The organism is Methylobacterium sp. WL116, from assembly GCF_008039455.1.
Taxonomy (GTDB): domain Bacteria; phylum Pseudomonadota; class Alphaproteobacteria; order Rhizobiales; family Beijerinckiaceae; genus Methylobacterium.
Map to the genome: position 1 here is coordinate 1 of NZ_VRUV01001106.1, position 520 is coordinate 520.

Consider the following 520-nt stretch of genomic DNA (forward strand, 5'->3'; position numbering starts at 1 on the left):
GCACCCTCTCGTGGGACAGCCCGAAGACGCTGGCGCCGTTCGCGCCCGAGAGCCCGTTCGCGGGCCTGGCGCCGCCTGCCGACATCGGCGTGCGCCGCCAGATCCTGGCCGAGCCCGACGGCGACCTGCCCGGCCGCACCTGGGCCTCGTTGCAGGACGGAACGCCGATCGTCACCGCCGAGCATCGCGGGCAGGGGCTCGTGGTGCTGTTCCACGTCACCGCCGACACGACGTGGTCGAACCTGCCGCTGTCGGGCCTGTTCATCGACATGCTGCGCCAGCGTGAACAGGCTCGGGCGCAGGTCCAGGGTCTCGGCACCGGCGAGCGTCCCGGTGCGGGCTCCGTTCAGTGGCGCGAGGTCGAGCGCCCTGAGGCGGTCTTCGGTCCGCAGGGCGTTCACCGCGGTGCCGCCGTCGGCGGGACCGTAGAAGCCCGGGGGGTGCTCCGGCGAGGCGCGGTCGGCGTAGTCGGCCGGCACCGCGGTGGCCGAGGCCGGCGGGGTGCCGAGCGCGCCGAAGC

The 520-nt window shown here is 75.2% G+C and carries 1 pseudogene; it reads left to right on the plus strand.

The features are described from left to right. Positions 1–520, plus strand: a pseudogene (locus FV223_RS32320) (hypothetical protein); the annotation flags it as partial.